Source organism: Pseudoalteromonas sp. 13-15, from assembly GCF_001468205.2.
Classification (GTDB): Bacteria; Pseudomonadota; Gammaproteobacteria; order Enterobacterales; family Alteromonadaceae; genus Pseudoalteromonas; species Pseudoalteromonas marina.
Genome location: NZ_CP019162.1, coordinates 96,470 through 114,679 on the forward strand (window position 1 = coordinate 96,470; position 18,210 = coordinate 114,679).

At 39.8% G+C, this 18,210-nt stretch carries 18 protein-coding genes; 14 read left to right on the top strand and 4 right to left on the bottom strand.

The window, feature by feature from the left end:
* Positions 1 to 10 precede the first annotated feature (10 nt).
* The 10 genes from lspA (at position 11) to ATS72_RS00550 (ending at position 9,437) form a co-directional block, all read left to right on the top strand.
* Positions 11 to 511 carry a signal peptidase II gene (gene lspA / locus ATS72_RS00505; protein ID WP_010555931.1) on the top strand — a complete coding sequence of 167 codons (501 nt, stop codon included), beginning with the start codon at positions 11 to 13 and terminating at the stop codon, positions 509 to 511.
* The gene (gene fkpB / locus ATS72_RS00510) at positions 508 to 948 is read left to right on the top strand and encodes an FKBP-type peptidyl-prolyl cis-trans isomerase (RefSeq protein WP_008132561.1); all 441 of its coding nucleotides are present in this window, start codon (positions 508 to 510) and stop codon (positions 946 to 948) included. Before lspA ends, fkpB begins: the two co-directional genes overlap by 4 nt.
* A complete protein-coding gene (ispH, locus tag ATS72_RS00515) occupies positions 948 to 1,877 on the top strand; it encodes a 4-hydroxy-3-methylbut-2-enyl diphosphate reductase (RefSeq protein ID WP_008132560.1) in 930 nt (309 codons plus the stop codon). The genes fkpB and ispH overlap by 1 nt, the downstream gene beginning before the upstream one ends.
* 40 nt (positions 1,878 to 1,917) lie before the next feature.
* Positions 1,918 to 2,952 carry a sensor histidine kinase gene (locus ATS72_RS00520; RefSeq protein WP_058428563.1) on the top strand — a complete coding sequence of 345 codons (1,035 nt, stop codon included), beginning with the start codon at positions 1,918 to 1,920 and terminating at the stop codon, positions 2,950 to 2,952.
* Positions 2,949 to 3,656 (top strand): LytR/AlgR family response regulator transcription factor, encoded by a 708-nt coding sequence (locus ATS72_RS00525; RefSeq protein ID WP_010555933.1) that lies wholly within the window; start codon positions 2,949 to 2,951, stop codon positions 3,654 to 3,656. The genes ATS72_RS00520 and ATS72_RS00525 overlap by 4 nt, the downstream gene beginning before the upstream one ends.
* Positions 3,657 to 3,762: 106 nt before the next feature.
* A complete protein-coding gene (gene pilV, locus ATS72_RS00530) occupies positions 3,763 to 4,323 on the top strand; it encodes a type IV pilus modification protein PilV (protein WP_008132554.1) in 561 nt (186 codons plus the stop codon).
* Positions 4,324 to 4,325: 2 nt separating this feature from the next.
* Complete coding sequence (locus tag ATS72_RS00535) at positions 4,326 to 5,333, top strand: PilW family protein (protein WP_082650909.1); 1,008 nt, start codon at positions 4,326 to 4,328, stop codon at positions 5,331 to 5,333.
* Complete coding sequence (locus ATS72_RS00540) at positions 5,321 to 5,824, top strand: hypothetical protein (RefSeq protein WP_006792785.1); 504 nt, start codon at positions 5,321 to 5,323, stop codon at positions 5,822 to 5,824. Before ATS72_RS00535 ends, ATS72_RS00540 begins: the two co-directional genes overlap by 13 nt.
* A gap of 1 nt (position 5,825) precedes the next feature.
* Entirely contained in the window at positions 5,826 to 9,011 is a 3,186-nt protein-coding gene (locus ATS72_RS00545; RefSeq protein ID WP_058428564.1) for a pilus assembly protein, read from the top strand.
* A 9-nt stretch (positions 9,012 to 9,020) separates the two neighbouring features.
* Entirely contained in the window at positions 9,021 to 9,437 is a 417-nt protein-coding gene (locus ATS72_RS00550; protein WP_058428565.1) for a type IV pilin protein, read from the top strand.
* A 2-nt stretch (positions 9,438 to 9,439) separates the two neighbouring features.
* Here ATS72_RS00550 and ATS72_RS00555 read toward each other — a convergent pair whose 3' ends face one another.
* Together ATS72_RS00555 and ATS72_RS00560 are read right to left on the bottom strand one after the other, a co-directional pair.
* The gene (locus ATS72_RS00555; RefSeq protein ID WP_008132543.1) at positions 9,440 to 9,967 is read right to left on the bottom strand and encodes a GspH/FimT family pseudopilin; all 528 of its coding nucleotides are present in this window, start codon (positions 9,965 to 9,967) and stop codon (positions 9,440 to 9,442) included.
* A gap of 78 nt (positions 9,968 to 10,045) precedes the next feature.
* Positions 10,046 to 10,597 (bottom strand): GspH/FimT family pseudopilin, encoded by a 552-nt coding sequence (locus tag ATS72_RS00560; protein WP_008132542.1) that lies wholly within the window; start codon positions 10,595 to 10,597, stop codon positions 10,046 to 10,048.
* 159 nt (positions 10,598 to 10,756) lie between these two features.
* Here ATS72_RS00560 and glnB point away from each other — a divergent pair, with 159 nt between their 5' ends.
* A complete protein-coding gene (glnB, locus tag ATS72_RS00565; protein WP_006792790.1) occupies positions 10,757 to 11,095 on the top strand; it encodes a nitrogen regulatory protein P-II in 339 nt (112 codons plus the stop codon).
* 56 nt (positions 11,096 to 11,151) lie between these two features.
* On the opposite strand, the gene ATS72_RS00570 is transcribed toward glnB, so the two are convergent.
* Complete coding sequence (locus ATS72_RS00570; RefSeq protein WP_006792791.1) at positions 11,152 to 11,916, bottom strand: outer membrane protein assembly factor BamD; 765 nt, start codon at positions 11,914 to 11,916, stop codon at positions 11,152 to 11,154.
* Positions 11,917 to 12,057: 141 nt separating this feature from the next.
* Here ATS72_RS00570 and rluD point away from each other — a divergent pair, with 141 nt between their 5' ends.
* From rluD to clpB, 3 genes are all read left to right on the top strand, one after another.
* Entirely contained in the window at positions 12,058 to 13,035 is a 978-nt protein-coding gene (gene rluD, locus ATS72_RS00575) for a 23S rRNA pseudouridine(1911/1915/1917) synthase RluD (protein WP_006792792.1), read from the top strand.
* Positions 13,035 to 13,766 (top strand): peptidoglycan editing factor PgeF, encoded by a 732-nt coding sequence (gene pgeF, locus ATS72_RS00580; protein ID WP_058428566.1) that lies wholly within the window; start codon positions 13,035 to 13,037, stop codon positions 13,764 to 13,766. Before rluD ends, pgeF begins: the two co-directional genes overlap by 1 nt.
* 97 nt (positions 13,767 to 13,863) lie before the next feature.
* On the top strand, positions 13,864 to 16,440 hold the full coding sequence (gene clpB, locus ATS72_RS00585; protein ID WP_006792794.1) for an ATP-dependent chaperone ClpB: 2,577 nt from the start codon (positions 13,864 to 13,866) through the stop codon (positions 16,438 to 16,440).
* Positions 16,441 to 16,502: 62 nt separating this feature from the next.
* Here the strand turns inward: clpB and ATS72_RS00590 are convergent, their stop codons facing one another.
* The gene (locus ATS72_RS00590; RefSeq protein ID WP_058429156.1) at positions 16,503 to 18,050 is read right to left on the bottom strand and encodes a methyl-accepting chemotaxis protein; all 1,548 of its coding nucleotides are present in this window, start codon (positions 18,048 to 18,050) and stop codon (positions 16,503 to 16,505) included.
* Positions 18,051 to 18,210: the final 160 nt, after the last annotated feature.

Here is an 18,210-nt window from a genome sequence, read left to right on the forward strand (position 1 = left end):
GATGTTTTTAGTGAGCAAACTAGCCCAAAAAAGTGGTTTAGTGTGGTTATGGTTGAGTCTATTGCTTTTAGCAATAGACTTTGCCAGTAAAACACTTGTTGTAAATACTATGGCTTATAGCGAGTCTATTAATTTACTACCTGTTTTTAGTATTACCTATGTGCATAACTATGGTGCTGCTTATAGTTTTTTAAGTGATGCTGGTGGTTGGCAACGTTGGTTTTTAAGCGCAATTGCAATTGCTATAAGTGCCTTATTGGTGTGGTGGCTAAAAAGATTACCCGCAACTAATAAAGTGTTATGTGGTGCTTACTCGTTAGTGCTTGCTGGCGCTATTGGTAATTTATACGACCGTATTGCTTACGGTTATGTAATTGACTTTATTCACGTATTTTATGAAGACTCACATTTTCCAGTATTTAACTTTGCTGACTGTGCTATTTGTGTAGGCGCGGCATTGTTATTATTTGACGCCTTTACAGGTGAGAGTCCGAAGGAGCATAAAGCATGAGCCAAGCTGTAATTGGTGAAAACTCGCAAGTTATTTTTCATTTTTCTATAAAACTTGAAGATGGCTCTGCCGCTGATTCAACTAAAGTGCACAACAAACCTGCAAAGTTAACAATGGGCGATGGCAGCTTAACGGCAAATTTTGAGAAGTGCCTATTAGGTTTAAGCGCAGGCGAAAGTAAAACCTTTGAATTAGAACCTGAAGATGCATTTGGTCAGCCAAATCCAGATAACATTTATTATGTTGATCGTAGTAAATTTGGCGCAGAAACACCTGCGAAAGTAGGTGCTATTATTGCGTTTACTCAACCTGATGGTACAGAGCTTCCGGGCTTAGTGCGTGAAGTGCAGGGTGAGTCGGTTACTATTGATTTTAACCATCCGCTATCTGGCCAGCGTTTAACATTTGAAGTTGATATTATTGAGGTAAAAGGCTAATGGATATTTTATTAGCTAATCCACGTGGCTTCTGCGCAGGCGTTGATAGAGCAATTAGCATAGTAGAGCGCGCTTTAGATATTTTTGAAAAGCCAATTTACGTACGTCATGAAGTTGTTCATAACAAATATGTTGTTGACGGCTTAAAGAACCGAGGCGCAGTGTTTGTAGAAGAATTACACCAAGTACCAGACGACAGCATTGTTATTTTTAGTGCGCATGGTGTATCTCAAGCGGTACGCTCTGAAGCCAAGCGCAGAGAGTTAAAAGTATTTGATGCGACTTGTCCACTTGTAACTAAAGTACATATGGAAGTAACCCGCGCAAGCCGTAAGGGTATAGAATGTATTTTAATTGGCCATCATGGTCACCCAGAGGTTGAAGGCACCATGGGGCAATACGACAATGATGCTGGCGGTATTTATTTAGTAGAAACCGTAGACGATGTTATTGCGCTTAATGTTAAAGATGCAAAAAACTTATTTTATTGTAGTCAAACAACGCTCTCTGTTGATGACACTGCTGATGTAATAGATGCATTACGAGAAAAATTTCCTGCAATTGACGGCCCGCGTAAAGATGATATTTGTTACGCGACTCAAAATCGCCAAGATGCTGTTCGCGACCTAGCTGATAAGGTTGATGTATTATTAGTTGTTGGTGCGAAAAATAGCTCAAACTCAAATCGCTTGCGCGAACTTGCAGATAAAATGGGTACAACCGCTTACTTAATTGACGATGCTACTGATGTACAGGAGCAGTGGGTTTCAAGCGCTAATTCAGTAGGGGTTACGGCTGGTGCGTCAGCACCTGAAGTGCTTGTTCAGCAGGTAATAAGTCGTTTAAAAGAGTTGGGTGGCACACAAGTTGTAGAAAACCCAGGTGAAGAAGAGAATATCGTATTTGCTGTTCCTGTGGAGCTGCGTTAATCTATATAAATTAATTATTTAGATTACAAGGAGAGCTGTGATGAGCAAAACGCCTCAATCGGATGTATTGCTTTTTTCAGCTCTTTTTAATGAGCGAGGTGTACTTGCTTCGCTTGTTGTTACTCAAGTTATTGCGGTTGTTTTAGCATTTGCTCCGCACGCTCAGGGTGATATATGGCTTAGGCTCGGAATAATTAGCCTATTTTTACATTTAATTGTTTTATCAAGTACTTCCTCGTTATATATAGCTCGGCACTTTTTACAAAAGCGTACACGTACTCTACAGCTTTCACTTTTTTTTGTTTCCTTTTTATTATTTACCAGCCTATTCAGTGTTTTATTTTCGCGCTTTGCGTTTGATATAAATACAACTGAACACCTTATTTATTTTGTTATTCAAAATACTATTATTGTTGCATTTTTGGTTGCTTTATTTGTACAGTTTTTGCTTATCTATGCTGAAAAAGAGCTACAAACTAAGGCACTTTCCCGTGCTGAGTTAGACGCTTTGCAAGCACGAATTCGTCCACATTTTTTATACAACAGCTTAAATACAGCCGCAGAATTAACGCATCACGATGCCGCGGCTGCAGAGCAAGCTATTTTAGCATTAGCTGCATTGTCACAAGCGGCAATGCGTTCAGGGCAAAGCGTGCAGTTAAACGATGAGGTAACACTGAGTAAGCAATATATTGCCTTAGAAACTTGGCGCTTTGGTGAGCGATTAAAAGTTAATTGGCACATTCCCTCAGATTTACCAGCATTAAATATACCGTGTTTAACACTTCAGCCATTAATTGAAAACGCAGTATGCCACGGTGTTGAAACAAGTGAAGACGGCGCGACAATAAATGTAGAGCTGCATATCACCACCGGCTATATAACAATGATTGTTTCAAACCCAATTACAGCTTCAAAGGAGCAGACTAGGCCTAATAATGGAATGGCACTTGATAATATTCGCCAGCGTTTAAATATTTATTACAAAAATAAAGCGCAGCTTACTATTACTAATAGGGATGGCGTATACAGGGTGAAAGTCGTTATTCCTAAACATATTGAGAATAGCGTATGAATGTACTGATTGTTGATGATGAACCATTAGCTAGGACGCGATTAAAACGGCTTTTAGCAGTTGACAAAAGCATAGTGATAAAAGCAGAGGCAGCGAATGGGAATGAAGCGTTAGAGCTTGCTAAAAAGTATAACCCTGATTTAATTTTTTTAGATGTCGATATGCCAGGAATGAATGGCTTAGAGGTAGCGCATAAGCTAAACAGAATGCCTTTACCACCCGCTATTGTGTTTGTTACGGCTCACCCAGAGCATGCATTAGATGCCCTGCAATTAAGTGCTGCGGGATATCTAGTTAAACCTATTACCGACCAATCTTTAAGTAAAGTGCTAGATCAGCTAGGGCGTTTAAATAAAGCGCATGTGCAAAAACAGCAATCAGCTAAAATTAGTTACCAGGTGGCAGGGGTTATAAAAAGTGTAGAGCTTGACAGCATTATTTATTTTATCGCGCAGCAAAAATACACAAACATGGTTTTTGAAGGTGGAGAAGCCTTTATAGAACAGAGTTTAAAACAGTTAGAGCTACTTTACCCCGCCCAGTTGTTACGAATTCATAGAAATACCTTAGTAAACAAAAGTAAGCTGCTATGTTTGAAAACACAAAATACAGGGGTACATACAATAGAACTTGTTGGTTGCAAAGAGCACTTAGCTGTAAGCCGACGGGAACTAAAAGCAGTTAAAGATATATTAAATGCCTAGCTGTTAACCGTTTATCAACAAATCCTACCGCTTATCCTAGTAAGTATTGAATCTAAATTTTAATGCCATAAACTTACAATCAGACAATTTTTTATTTGGTTTTGGTATGCAATCGTCTCAAACAAAATTTCAAAAAGGCTTCACACTAATTGAAGTACTTATTGCATTTATTATTTTAAGTTTTGGCTTATTAGGGGCCGTGGCTTTGCAAGCTAAAGCTAAGCAGGCAAGCTTTGATTCTATGCAGCGAGCTGCCGCTGTTGCGCTAGGAAACGATATTATTCAACGTATTCGTGCAAATGATACACCGCAATTAGTTGGGCTTTACGCTAAAACATTTAATAGTGAAACCTCTACAACAACGTCTCAAACTTGCTTCACAGCAAGCTGCAGTGCAGCGCAAGTTGCAGCTTTAGATTTAGAACAATGGAAACGCGCGATTAGAGCGCGAGAAAATACAGGCGCCTTAGATGACGCAACTGTGTGTATTAGGCCAACAGCAGTTGGTGGCTCAGGTGGTAAAGCATTTAATTTAGAAGTGATTATTTCATGGCAAGGGAGACAAGAATTTACAGCCAATGATGCAACAGCCGCAATTGAGTGTGGCGAATCAGACAAAAAGCGCCGTTTAGTGGTTTTAACTAGTTACATTTACCTTAGGAGTTAAGCATGAGCATTAAGCAAAAAGGTTTTACCCTTGTAGAAATGATGATCTCGCTTTTTATAGGGGGCTTAGTACTTGGCGGCGTTATGTTCACCTACATTGGCATGAAAGTAACCACAAAAGACACCATGACCATAGGTGAGATCCAAGAGTCTGCGCGCCTTGCTATTAACATTATGCAGCGTGATATAGAACAAATTGGATTTTGGGGCACATACTACGATGACTCTTTTGTCGCAGGGAATACAACAAGGGCGACGGCAACAACTCCTGCACCAGATTGTTTTGAAGGGGCTAATAACGGGAGTTTTCCTGATTTAGCGTCTGCCACTAACTTTAGAACCATTTATGCAAAGGTTGCAGAAGAGTCCAAAGAACTAAATTGCGTGAGTAACCCTGTTAAAAGTACAGATATTTTACAGCTTAAATTTTTACAAGGTAACCGCTTAACAGTAGGAGCCGCAGGAAACGAAACCCAAGCAGGTCAAAACTACTTTGTTGCAGAGCAAGAAAAGGCGCAATTTGTTCGCGGCGTAGTCAATGCTGGTGCCCTAAATATTAATGCAACGGTTTGGCCTTATAGCCACCACGTTTATTACATTTCAGAGCAAATGTACAAAGTTAATAATAAAAATATTACTGTTCCCGCATTGATGAGAAAACGCTTGGTGGGGGCTAATATTTCTACAGAGACAATAATGGAAGGCGTAGAAAATATGCGCTTTGTTTTTGGCCTCGATACAAATAACGACAGCCGAATTGATACCTATAAAAGTATCGGCGATATGGAACATTCAGACTGGGAAGACCGAAAGGGTATTTTAACCGTTCAAGTATTCTTATTGATAAGAGCTTTACAAGAAGACCCCGGGCTTAAATTAAAGAACCAAACATATACCTTGGGCGAAGACGATAATAAGCGCCAGTTAACATTTAATGACAGTTACAGACGCACCGTGTTCACTACCACAATTCGATTAAACAACGTTGGATCAAACTTATGGCGTATTTAAAAAACTCACCTACAAAACAACAAGGTGTTGTGCTTATTACTGCATTAATTATGGTAATAGCCGTCACTGGTATTGCTGTAACACTGATGAGTAGCAGCAGTATTGACGTTAAAATTACAAATGCAGCGCAAGAACGAGAAGTCGCTGAAAACGAACTTATTGGTGAAGTTCAAAGAATGATTTCTGATGAGGCTAACAAAGGGGCTGCAAACCAGTTTTTTTTAACACCCGATGAAGTCTCACACCATTCTGGAGACAACGGTGAAGGTATGACAATTGCAACGCACGGCGATATGCAAAGTAAAATGATTAACTTAAATCAAGGTGCACTTGATTTAGAATGCCCCAGGCGCTTTAACTTCACAGCGGGTATATCGTGCAACATGGTACAAGTTGCTACTACCGTTGAATATGGATCTAAAGCAAAGCATTCACTCACAATTGTGACAGGTGTAGCACAAGAAATGGCTAGTATGAGTAAGGGAATTTAAGATGAATTTTAAATTAAACAAAGTGCTAGCGGCATTACTTGGCTTAGCAGTCAGTGCAACAGCAAGTGCAGAAGACATTGAGTTATATGTAAACCATAATGTTGAAACAGATGAAAACCCAAGAGTATTAATGATATTTGATACGTCCGGTAGTATGGCTTGGGATGTTACTGATGGTGGGCAGTGCTATCGTCGCTATCAAAATGGGCAATTTTATCAATCAGATTGTTTTAAAAGTCAGACTTATTTTAACTATACGCAGCAGTGTTATAAATCAGTTAACGGGTACGCCCAAGCTATTTGTGAAGATAGCAGACTTTTAGTGGCTAAAAATGCTATTAAACAACTAGTCAATGATAACGATGATATTGATTTTGGTTTAATGCGTTTTAACGGAAACTCTGGAGGTTATGTACTTGCAAGATCTGGCGCTAGTAAATCAAATATATTAAACGAAATCGATGACTTACCAGCTAGCGGTTCAACGCCAATAACAGAGACTCTCTGGGAAGCCTACCGTTATATAACAGGTTCAAGCCTCGATTTTGCAAATGGTATAAACAATCGGGATAAAAGCGCAGATGCAAGCGGGAACTATAAGTCGCCTTTTAAAAAAAATTCAGGCGACCCTTTGAGATGTGACAATTCAATAAATTTAATATTAATGACAGATGGCGACCCTACGAATGATAGTGGCCGTGATAATCAAATAAAAAATGTGCACAATGATATATTTGACGACTCAATCCCTTTTGTTGATGGTGACTATTCAAATAGCTATTTAGTGGCTTTATCTAAAATTATTCATGGTACCAATGACACAAAAGTAGATCTATATACAGACACAAGTGATGTATTAGACACTGGCAGGGTATATACCATTGGTTTTGGTACAGGTATGAGTGAAGACGGTATTAAATTACTAGAGGGAGCGGCTTCTGTTGGTGGCGGCCAGTACTTAGAAGCTCGGACATCTGAGGCGTTATCTGAAGCACTCAAAAATACAATTTCTCGTATTAGAGAGGTAAACGACAGCTTTTCATCGCCTTCTGTGGCAAGTAATAACGTGGATCAAACCCGAAGCCGCGACGCAATATATTTTGCTATGTTTTACCCTGAAACCGGTGCCCGTTGGCGCGGTAACCTAAAAAAGTTAAAAGTATCAGGCAGTCAAATTGTTGACTCAACAGGTAACCAAGCTCTTGATGAAAATGGACTTATTGACGAAAGTGCCAAAACGTTTTGGTTACCTAGCGGTGAAGCTGCTGATGGTAATTTGGTGGCCCAAGGTGGAGTAAATCTTCATTTAACTAATCTTGATTCAGACAGCCGTAACTTATACACAGAGAATCAAGGACAAGTTATTACGTTTAATACAAGTACTGTAACAGACATTCTTGATTTGGTTGACGATAACCCAATTAGTTTATCGAGTAATGATATTAAATGGGCAATGGGTATTGACGTAGACGATGAAGATGGCGATGGATCTCGCGTTGATCAGCGAAATGATATATTTGGCGACCCTTTACATTCTAAGCCCGTTGCTATCGATTATGGTAACGATGATATTAGGGTTTTAATTGGCACTAATGCAGGCTTTTTACATATGTTTAAAGATTCTGATACCAGTGTGAGTGAAAGCTGGGCATTTATTCCTTCAGCCTTATACGACATTATTGAGCCGCTTAGGAATAACCAAGCCGATACAAAAGTTTACGGTATGGATGGACCCATTAGTGTTTATTTTAGTAATAAAAACCTAAACAGCGATGGATTAAATGATGGCATTATTGATGCCAGTGGGGACGACAAAGTGTGGGCGTTTGCGGGTATGCGTCGCGGTGGTGAAAATTACTATGCACTGGATATTACTAACCCAGATGAGCCTAAAAAATTGTGGGATAACCCAATTGAAGGCGGTAAAGGTCAATTTCAAGAGCTGGGGCAAACATGGTCTAAGCCACAGATAGCTTATATCAAAGCATTTGGTGATAAACCATTACTTGTATTTGGAGCTGGCTACGATACAAATAAAGATGAAGCTATTCGAAGTAATGATAGTATTGGCCGAGGTATATATATTGTTGAGGCTGAAACAGGTAAACGAGTGTGGGCATTAACGCCTAGCATTAATGGTTTTAAGGGCAAGCACAGTATTGCTGCAAATATTACCACGTTAGATTCTGACTATGATGGTTATATAGACAGAATATACGCAGCCGATACAGGCGGTGATGTGTGGCGTATAGATATGCCAGGCACAAATACCAATGATTTTAGCCATTTTAAACTGGCAGAACTTGGCAGTAACAAAGCAACAGAGGATAGACGCTTTTTTTACAAGCCGCTTGTTGCGCGTACTATTTATAGCAAAGTATCAGAAACGACGGTTAACGGTAAAAAGGTGATTACACGTTTAGATACACCGTATGATGCAATAGTTATTGGTAGTGGTAACCGTTCTAAACCAACGGGTACAAATGAGCAAGACCAACTGTTCATGATAAGAGATGAAAACACAGTTACACAAACGTTTAAAACTAACGCACCAGACACCATTAAACCAGATGATTTGATGCTGATGAATTCAGACCCGTTTGGTAATGCACTTGATGATGTGGACGATTTTGTAGACCTAGAAATAGATTTAGCAAAATTCAATGGTTGGCGCTATGAGTTAGGCACCGGAGAGAAGTCGCTTGCCGCTTCGACGGTAGTGGGTGGTGTTGCGTACTTTACTAGCTTTACTCCAGCGTCAGAAACATCAACAGAAAACCAATGTTCGCTTAGTGGCGGGGGGGGCTCATTGTATGCTTTCCACCTGCATTACGGGACAAAAGTGTATGACGACCTGAAATTTTCAACCAGTTACGATGTACCAGATACACCGCAACTTTACTTTGGAGAAGGTCCTTCGTGTGCAGATGGTAATGGCGATGGTAAGTGTGATGACAACCCAACATTATCTGTAACACAAGAAAGCCAATTTTATCTTATTGGACCGGGTATAAAAGGGGAAAATGCACAAAACCCAATGAAGCCGGTGGAGATCACAGGTCCTGGTTTAAATGTGGTTGATGGTAAAGTACAGCTTGTGAACCCTGATAACGCATTAGGCTTTGGATTTAGAACGCAACAGACGTATATCTATAAGCGTGAAGAAAACGATGAAGTTGGAAACTAAGGACTAAAAATGAATAAGCAACTTGGATTTACCTTGAGTGAGCTGATGATAGCGGTGGCTATTGTTGGCATTATAGCGGCTGTGGCAGTGCCCAATTACACTGAATATGTAAAGCGGGCATCAAGAGCAGAAGCTGCTGCAGCACTTTTAGATACAGCTAATAAGCAAGAGCAGTTTTTTGTTGATAACCGTGAATATACAGAAACATTTGCAGACTTAGGACTTCAAGATAAAACCGAAAATGGACATTTTGAATTATCCATTGATGTCGTTGATGGCAATGCATTTACAATAAAAGCAAAGCCAATAGCAGGTGCTGTAAAAGGTGATAACGACTGCAAGGAGTTATCTATTACCGATACAGGTCTAAAGGGTGCTAAAGGCGCTAAAGGTAACTCAGATATTGACTATTGCTGGGGCCGTTGAGTTTAATTTTTTTGACACTTATCGGTTGATTTAATTCTTATTCTGCCAGTTTGGCTCACCGACAAAGCCAACCCTTCGAGGTTGGCTTTTTCATTTGGGCAGTAAATAAACGTCCCATTTTGAAAGCCGTTTAATGAGCCATCAGGGCGAAACGTGATTGCAGTGCGAGGGTATTCAAGCGCATCAGCCTCATTTATTCTTTCAAAGGTACTAAGTAACAATTCATCGTCATCTAATGTTGTTGATTTATCTAGATCGATAAACAAAGACATTTGACCATCCCATTCATCTTTTGAACATTCGCCTTCGTTTAACGAGCAAAGAGTAACGTAAGTACTATTTTCAATTGCGTAAAGTCGACCATAATTGATAGTTCGATGCAGAAGGTTAACGTGGTTCTCTAGCCGGTTTTTTGCTAGAAAATCTGGGTAGTACCACATAGATATTTGACTGATAATGCTTACAACAGCGAGTGTAAGCATTAGTTCAAGAAGCGTGATCCCTTTACATTTCGATATTGATAACCTCATCCCTGAAGTCCTAAATTAATTATCTTTTAATTTAGTTTAGTAAATGAATAAAATATGACAAGCTGAATTGGTTGTTTTTTAACCGCAAGTTTTTGCACTATCACCTAAATAAAACGCCGTACCAGATTGAGAAACACTGAGGGCTTTATTGTTATCTGTGCCGTTGTTAGGACAAAAAACAAACTCTCCTGGGTTTGTTGTAATTCGGCCACTGGTATTAAACCGTAGCCGCCTTGAGTTACCTGTAAATTTAACTTTATCTTCTAGGCTAATTTTTTCCATAACGCGTAATAATGAGTCGGTGGATTTGTTGTAGTGGCCACTGTTATCAGAGTCGATAAAAACAATAATAATTTTATTCCTATCCCATCGGTTTCGGCATTGCATATTATCGTTTTGGTTTTTTACTTCACCATGTTGCGCTGCACATATTACAACTATTTCATCGGTGCTTGCAGCTTGAGAACGCGCGTAGCTAATGTTTCTTTTCAGCTCAAGTAAAAAGTTTTCAGCACGGTTTTCTTCTAACATGTCGCTACTATTCCAAAAAGCGATAGATGCTATAATGCCAACAATTGCGACGGTTACCATTAATTCTAAAAGTGTGAATCCTGATTGTTTAATCTTCATAACGATCTCATTTACAGCTAATTTTTATATTACGATTCTTATATGGCCAAAATTATATCATGGCTGATTAATTTATCACCGTAATTCAATTGCTTTGTTTGCTATGAACCTTATGATTGTCTAAAATCGTGGCATCTAAGGCTTTAAAAAGTAATTAATATGAAAAAAATAGAAGCAATTATAAAACCGTTTAAACTTGATGATGTACGCGAGGCGCTGTCAGAGGTAGGCATTAACGGCATGACCGTGAGTGAAGTAAAAGGCTTTGGTCGTCAAAAAGGGCACACTGAGCTTTATCGTGGTGCTGAATATATGGTTGATTTTTTGCCAAAAGTGAAACTTGATATAGTACTTGCTGACGAAAGTGTAGATCGCGCGATTGAAGTTATTGTTAAAACTGCACAAACCGGAAAAATTGGTGACGGTAAAATATTTGTCACTGAGGTTGAGCGTGTAGTTCGTATTCGTACCGCTGAGGAAGATGAAGACGCAATCTAATTTAAGCTTAAATAGCTTAGGCAGTAAAAAGGCGCTTTAAAGCGCCTTTTTTGTATTTACTGTGTTCTTTTATTCAGCGCTTGTGCTTTTTTAGCGTTTTGACTTAATTCGGTTAAACCTAATTTTTCATAGCTTTTTTGCATCATATCAAGGGCTGCGTTTAAGTAACTACTTTGTGAGTAGTGTTCAACAACAAATTTACCACGGTTAGCAGCTGCTAAGTACGCTTCGCGCTCATAGTAGTATGTAGCTACTTTTAGCTCGTAACGTGCCATACGGTTTAATAACCATACTAAGCGACGTTTTGCTTCTGGTGCGTAACCGCTTTGTGGAAAACGTTTTACAAGCGTTGATAAATCAGTAAAAGCAACGCGGGTTCTGTTCGCATCCCTGTCTGCTCTATCAATACCAAAATATTCTTGGAACGCGTTTTTGTCTGCTTTAATATTTACCAAACCACGCATGTAATACATGTAATCTAGATCTTTATGATTTGGATTCAAACGGATAAAACGGTCAATGGTTGCTAATGCTTGTTCAGTGTTACCCGACTGGTAATGAGCATACACTAAATCCATTTGCACTTGTTTTGAGAATGGCCCAAATGGGTAGCGCGAATCAATCGCTGATAAAAGCTCAATTGCACGTGCATATAAGCCTGAATCTAATGTTTCTTTTGCATCTTCGTATAAAGCTTGTGCTGATCTATTTGGTACACGTTGAATGTCTTCTTGGTCAGGTGCTGACGAACAGGCACCTAAACTAAGTACCGAAACTGAAAAAACGATGGCAAATGCACGTTTCCCTATTTTATTTATCATTTTATTTGTTACCTTCGATGTCTTCGGCTAGGCCAAGTCGGTAAAACCGAGTAAACTATACGTATTATATTATGCTTTTATTAAAAGCGATTCTAACCCAGTCGAGCAAAGCTTGCACTGGTAAATTGGGTAAAGTTACGAATGACAGAGCAAATTTCTCTTCAAGCCGAGGTTCCAACCGACTTAGGTGGTAAACGTCTAGACCAAGTATTAGCGCAATTGTTCCCTGATTATTCACGTTCACGTATAAAAACTTGGATTTTGGATGATAAAATCACCGTTGATGGCGAAATATTAAACACACCGCGTACAAAACTGTTAGGCGGTGAAGTGTTAAATGTTGAAACAACCATTGAAGCACCGCGTGAATACCTTGCACAAAATATCGACTTAAACATTGTTTATGAAGATGACCATATTTTAGTTATTAATAAACCTATGGGATTAGTGGTTCATCCTGGTGCTGGTAACCCAGATGGCACAGTGCTTAATGCATTATTACACCATTACCCTGACATTATTAATGTGCCACGAGCAGGTATTGTGCACCGCTTAGATAAAGATACAACAGGTTTAATGGTTGTTGCTAAAACAATTCAGGCGCAAACACACCTTGTTAAGGCACTACAAAAGCGTGAAAATTTCACTCGTGAATACGAAGCGCTTTGTAACGGCACTATGACAGCGGGTGGTATGGTTGAAAAACCAATTGGTCGCCATGCAACACAGCGTACTCATATGGCAGTGCATGAAATGGGTAAGCCAGCTATTACTCATTACCGTGTTGCTGAAAAATTTCGTGCGCATACGCGTTTGCGCTTGCGTTTAGAAACAGGCCGTACTCACCAAATTCGTGTACACATGGCTTATTTGAACCACCCATTAATTGGTGATCAGTCATACAACGGTCGTCCTCGTCCACCAAAGGGTGCAACACCGCAATTGTTTGAACTGCTTAGAAGTTTTAAACGCCAAGCGTTACATGCGGTAAAACTAAGTATTGCGCATCCAATCACGGGCGAAATGATGACGTGGCAAGCACCTATTCCAGATGATATGGTAGAAATGACGTTAGCACTTCGTGAAGATACTCAGGCTAACCCAGATATCGATAGATAATGCAGTTGCTATCAGCAACATGGCAAAGCCTTCATAATGTGAGTACCCTCAGTACCACACGTGAAGGCGGCGTATCAAAGGCACCCTATAACAGTTTAAATTTGGGGCTTCATGTTAATGATAGCCAAGCTAACGTTTTAAAAAATCGCTCAGTATTAAATAACTTCCTTCCAAATCCAGCTACCTGGTTAAATCAAATTCACAGCGCAGATGTAATTACAGTTGATCAGCAGTTTGATTTTAATAAATTACATAATGCCGATGCACTCTATACGCGCCTAGTTGACCAACCTTTGGCTATAATGACTGCCGATTGCCTACCTATATTACTTACGAGTAATGATGGGACTGAGGTAGCGGCTATTCATGGTGGCTGGCGAGGGTTAAAGCAAGGCATTATTCAAAATACACTTAAATGCTTTAACGCTAAACCAGAAAATATATATGCTTGGCTTGGTCCGGCAATAGGGCCTGATCAGTTTGAGGTTGGTGTAGAGGTTTTTGAAGCATTTAATAGTCAATCGCCTTTATTCTCAGATGCATTCAAGCCGCACCTCAATAACAAGTATTATGCTGATATATACGGTATAGCGCGTATTTTATTATCACAGCTAGGGGTAATAACTATTGCTGGTGGTGAGTACTGCACAGTTTCTCAATCACATTTATTTTTCTCTTATAGAAGAGATGGGCAAACAGGGCGAATGGCTAGTTTGATCTGGCGCAAGTAATTAATCATTTAGCGAATATATTTTCTTTCGTACCTTGAACAAATCGTGCAACATACCCATTTATTAATCAATTAGATTTTTTAATAGGTAACCCCTCATGCGTTTAGATAGATTTACAAGTAAATTTCAATCTGCGCTTTCTGATGCGCAATCACTTGCCCTTGGCCGCGATCATCAATTTATTGAACCCGTTCACCTAATGTATGCACTCCTTCAACAGAGTGGTTCAAGCGTTCGTGCCTTGTTTGCTCAAACAGGTGTAAGTGCAGACGAGCTTAATACAAAGTTATCCCAAGAAATAGAAAAGCTATTCAAAGTTGAAGGCGTTGGGGGCGATGTACAGTTATCTAATAATATGGCTACGCTTATAAATTTATGTGATAAGTACGCTCAAAAGCGCAAAGATAAATTTATTTCTAGTGAGTTATTTGTTCTTGCTGCGTGCGATGATAAAGGCCCGCTTGGGGATATTTTGAGATCGCTTAATATCACTGCAACAAAAATAGAAAGCGCCATAAAAGCAATCCGTGGGGGTCAAAAAGTTGATGATCCGAATGCGGAAGAAACGCGCCAAGCTTTAGAAAAGTATACAATTGATTTAACCGAGCGTGCAGAGCAAGGCAAGCTTGACCCCGTTATAGGTCGAGACGACGAAATACGCCGTACCATTCAGGTATTACAGCGCAGAACTAAAAACAACCCGGTACTTATTGGCGAGCCTGGGGTGGGTAAAACTGCCATAGCAGAAGGCTTAGCGCAGCGTATTATTAATGGTGAAGTACCAGAGGGATTAAAAAATAAACGTGTATTGTCACTTGATTTAGGAGCCTTGGTTGCTGGTGCTAAATTTAGAGGTGAATTTGAAGAGCGTTTAAAATCGGTTTTAAACGAGTTGGCTAAAGAAGAAGGCCAAGTCATCTTATTTATTGATGAAATTCATACCATTGTAGGTGCAGGTAAAAGCGATGGCGCAATGGATGCAGGCAATATGCTTAAGCCAGCGCTCGCACGTGGCGAGCTGCATTGTGTAGGCGCAACCACACTAGACGAATACCGTAAATACATAGAAAAAGATGCAGCCCTTGAGCGCCGTTTTCAAAAAGTATTAATCGAAGAGCCTTCAGTTGAAGACACTATTGCAATATTGCGTGGTTTAAAAGAACGTTATGAACTGCACCACTCAGTTGAAATCACCGACCCTGCAATTGTTGCTGCCGCGCAGTTATCGCATCGTTATATTAGCGACCGCCAGCTTCCCGATAAAGCAATAGATTTAATTGATGAAGCAGGTTCTTCTATTCGTTTGCAAATTGATTCGAAGCCTGAGTCATTGGACAAGCTTGAACGCCGCATTATTCAGTTAAAACTTGAAGATAATGCTCTCGCTAAAGAAAAAGATGAGGCAAGTCAAAAGCGCCGCAGTGAAATGCAAGAGCTTATAACCGATCTTGACGGCCAATACCGCGAACTCGATGAAATTTGGAATGCAGAAAAAGCATCACTGCAAGGTACGCAAGTTATTAAAGCTGAGCTTGAGCAAGCTCGGCTCGACTTAGACGTTGCTCGCAGAGCAAGTGATTTACAGCGCATGTCTGAGTTGCAATATGGTCGTATACCCGAACTTGAACGCAAATTAGACTTAGCGTCACAAGCCGAAATGCAAGACATGACGCTGCTTAAAAACCAAGTAGGCGAAGATGAAATCGCAGAGATACTCTCTCGTTGGACAGGTATTCCAGTGTCACGCATGTTGCAAGGTGAACGTGAAAAACTACTGCAAATGGAAGATAGATTGCACAGTAAAGTAATAGGGCAAGACGAGGCAGTTGTTGCGGTGTCTAACGCTATTCGTCGCTCCCGAGCTGGGCTTGCTGATCCAAACCGACCGATTGGCTCATTTTTGTTTTTAGGGCCAACAGGCGTAGGTAAAACAGAGCTTACTAAAGCCCTTGCTGGGTTTATGTTTGACACAGAAGATGCCATGGTGCGCATTGATATGTCTGAGTTTATGGAAAAACATTCTGTTGCCCGTTTAGTAGGTGCGCCTCCTGGGTACGTAGGGTATGAAGAAGGGGGCTACTTAACAGAAGCTGTTCGCCGTAAGCCATATTCGGTCATATTGCTTGATGAAATAGAAAAAGCACACCCTGACGTGTTTAATATTTTATTACAAGTACTTGATGATGGTAGGTTAACCGACGGACAAGGGCGTACTGTTGATTTTAAAAATACCGTAATCATCATGACCTCAAATTTAGGTTCAGATATTATTCAAGAGCAGGCGGGTAATAATGATTACGCAACACTAAAATCAAAAGTAATGGATGTATTGATCAGTGAATTCAGACCTGAGTTTATAAACCGCATTGACGAAACCGTGGTATTTCATCCGCTAGCGAATCAGCACATTAAAGAGATTGCTGATATTCAGTTAATGAAGTTACGTGAACGTTTAACTGAGATGGGGTACTTACTAGAAATTAGCGATGCGGCGCTCGATACTATTGCTGCAAGTGGGTTTGATCCTGTATACGGCGCGCGTCCATTAAAGCGGGCTATTCAACAAACAATTGAAAACCCGTTGGCACAAAAGTTACTTAATGGTGATTACATTCCAGGATGTGTCATTGTTATTGATGCAGGCAGCGATGGGTTAGTATTTACTAGCCGGTAAATAATAAAAACCGCTTAGTTGTCTATCTCCTAAAGCTAAGCGGTTTTTTTAACCTATAATGTTTATACTTTAAAAGTTAATAGTAAGTCATTTACTTTTCGTGAGCCTTCAACCAGTTCTGCTGCACCTTTAGCTACTTCAAAGCTTAAACTCAAATTGTTATCGCCAAAGGCTTTAATATCAGTCACATTGTTGCTGATATCGTTACTCACCATTTGTTGCTCTTCTGCTGCAGACGATATTTGAATGGCTAAATGCGATATTTCACTAATTTGAGAAAAGATACCTTCTAGCTCTACTTGCGTTTTTTCTGTGGTGCTTACGCAATTATCGGCTTGCTCTTTTGTGTCTTGCATCACTTTTGACCAGCTAAATAAAGTATCTTGTATTTCTTTTATTGAGCTGTGAATTTGTGTTGTAGCACTTTGTGTACGAGACGATAAAGTTCTTACTTCATCGGCAACGACAGCAAACCCTCTGCCATGTTCACCGGCTCTAGCTGCTTCTATTGCTGCGTTAAGTGCAAGTAAGTTTGTTTGATCTGCAATGCCTTCTATTTCACTCATTACTTGACCAATCTTGTCAGCCTCTGAGGCCAAGCTACTTGCGGTGGTTGCTGCATGCTCAACTTGCACTGCTAGTTCAGAAATCATATTACTATTATCAGCAATGTGTATTTTGATTTCAGAGCAACTGCTATGCGTTGCGTTTACTTTATCTGCCGTTTCAGCTGTGTTTACTGAAATTTCGCCAATGGTCGATCCCATTTGAGTCATCGCAGATGCAATCTGTTCCAAGCGCTCACCCTGAGAAGCAATTCCTTGCTTTGTAAGTGTTGATTGTTTGTCTAAATTAGTCGCAATACTATTAAAATTAAGAGTTGAATCTTTCATTCGCCCAAGTACAGTACGCAACTTGGCATTTAGCAGTTGTTCTTTGAAGTCACTAACGCTGTGGGCTGTGGTACCGCTGTATATATAGCGAGAAACAGAGTCCGATTTAGCTTTATGCTCGCGCAATATTTTAGGGGTTGCAACAAGCTCATCGTAATTTAGGGCGATTACTAATATACAAACAATAACATTAAGTAAAGCAATGGCTATTGGAGCAAATACTAAAGAGCTTATTAACCAAAGTAACACACACGCTATGGTGATACTCTGCCTAACTCCAGTTTGTTCGCGAATACTGAACAATGATTTATTAGCATTAAGGGTGTTGTATAAGCTTTGCGCTTTATTTTTGAGTGCTTGACTCGGTTTTGTTCTTACTGATTGGTAGCCAACCAGCTGGCCATGTTCAAAAATTGGCGTAACAAAAGCGTCAACCCAATAGTAACGGCCATCTTTACAGCGATTTTTTACCATGCCGCGCCAAGAGTGACCTTGTTTTAATGTTTCCCACATTTCTTTGAACGCTGCTTTAGGCATATCTGGGTGGCGAACTATATTATGGTTTTTGCCAACAAGCTCTTGTATTGAGTAACCAGCAACTGTACAAAATTCTGTATTAGCGTAGGTAATAACACCGCGTAAATCGGTTGTTGAAACAAGCTCTTGTGACTCATCAAAATGAACTTCTTCATTAATTAATGTTTTATTACTGTGCATTGCATTCACTATCATCCTTTTTAATTAACTGAAGTATATTCAGTTATTTACACAAAGCAAAATTAAAGCTCGATTATGTTTATATTGACGATGAATTGAATGCTTTATTGATCTATATCAAGATTTCTGTGGTTAATAACGTCAGCGAAATAAAATTGAA